General features: G+C 76.5%; 1 protein-coding gene and 1 pseudogene. Both read left to right on the top strand.

The window, feature by feature from the left end; genetic code table 11:
- The coding region (locus ABD308_RS21520) for a glycerate kinase (RefSeq protein ID WP_344337646.1) at positions 1-427 on the top strand (427 nt) is incomplete at its 5' end.
- Between the two features lie 111 nt (positions 428-538).
- Positions 539-1216, top strand: a pseudogene (locus ABD308_RS21515) (amidohydrolase family protein); the annotation flags it as partial.

Here is a 1216-nt window from a genome sequence, read left to right as displayed (position 1 = left end):
CGCCACCGGACGGGACGTCCGCGACGCCCCCGGCGCCGGTGCGGCGGGCGGTGTCGGCTTCGCCGCGCTGGCCCTGCTGGGCGCCACCATGCGACCCGGCATCGAGTTCCTGCTCGACCTGCTGGGCTTCGAGGAGGCGGTGCGGGGGGCGCGTCTCGTGGTCACCGGCGAGGGCTGCCTGGATGCGCAGACCCTCCACGGCAAGGCCCCCGCAGGGGTCGCCGCGGCTGCCGCCAGGGCGGGGGTCCCGGTGGCGGTCGTGGCGGGGCGGGTGGAGCTGTCCGAATCCGAGTGGCGGGCGGCCGGCTTCGTCGCGGCTTACGCGCTCGGCGAGTTGGGCGGGAGCCCGGCCGAAGGCCTGGTCAGGGCGGGGGAGTTGGCCGAGGTCGCGGGGGAGCGGCTGGCGGCGCACCTGCTGGGCCGGTAGCGGACGCCCGTCGCGCCGCCGTCACCTCCGTTGACGCCCTGTCGAAGGCGGGCCTACGCTCCTGACCCACGCCTCGACCCGTCCCGCCCGCGTCCAGGTTCCGGAGGCCCCGTGCCCTTCAGCGAGTCCGAGGTGATCCGCTCCCGCCGGGTGGTCCTGCCGGGCGGCGAACGCCCGGCGGACGTGCTGATCCGGGGCGGGCGGATCGCGCGGATCGCCGCGCACGGCTCCCTTCCGTCCGACGGCGCCCGGCTGACCGACCTCGGCGAAGCCGCCCTACTTCCCGGCCTGGTCGACACCCACGTGCACGTCAACGAGCCCGGCCGCACCACGTGGGAGGGCTTCGCCACCGCCACCCGGGCCGCCGCGGCTGGCGGCGTCACCACCATCGTCGACATGCCGCTCAACTCGATTCCCCCCACCACCACGCTCGCCGCCCTCGAAGCCAAGCGGAAGGCCGCCGACGGCCAGGCCTGGGTGGACGTCGGCTTCTGGGGCGGCGCGGTCCCCGGCAACCTCGCCGATCTCGAACCCCTGTACCGCGCGGGCGTGTTCGGCTTCAAGTCCTTCCTGGCGCCGAGTGGTGTCGACGAGTTCCCGCACCTGGACGCGGCCGGACTGGAGGCCGCGCTCGCCGAACAGGCCCGGCTCGGAGCGCTGGCCGTCATCCACGCCGAGGACCCGGCCGCCCTGGCCGCCGCACCACGGCAACCCGGTGCCCACTACCGGGACTTCCTCGCCTCCCGCCCCGCCGGCGCGGAGACCGCCGCCGTCGCCCGGTTGCTGGCG

The organism is Kitasatospora putterlickiae (genome assembly GCF_039527695.1).
GTDB lineage: Bacteria > Actinomycetota > Actinomycetes > Streptomycetales > Streptomycetaceae > Kitasatospora > Kitasatospora putterlickiae.
This window is presented reverse-complemented; position numbering and strand designations above follow the sequence as displayed.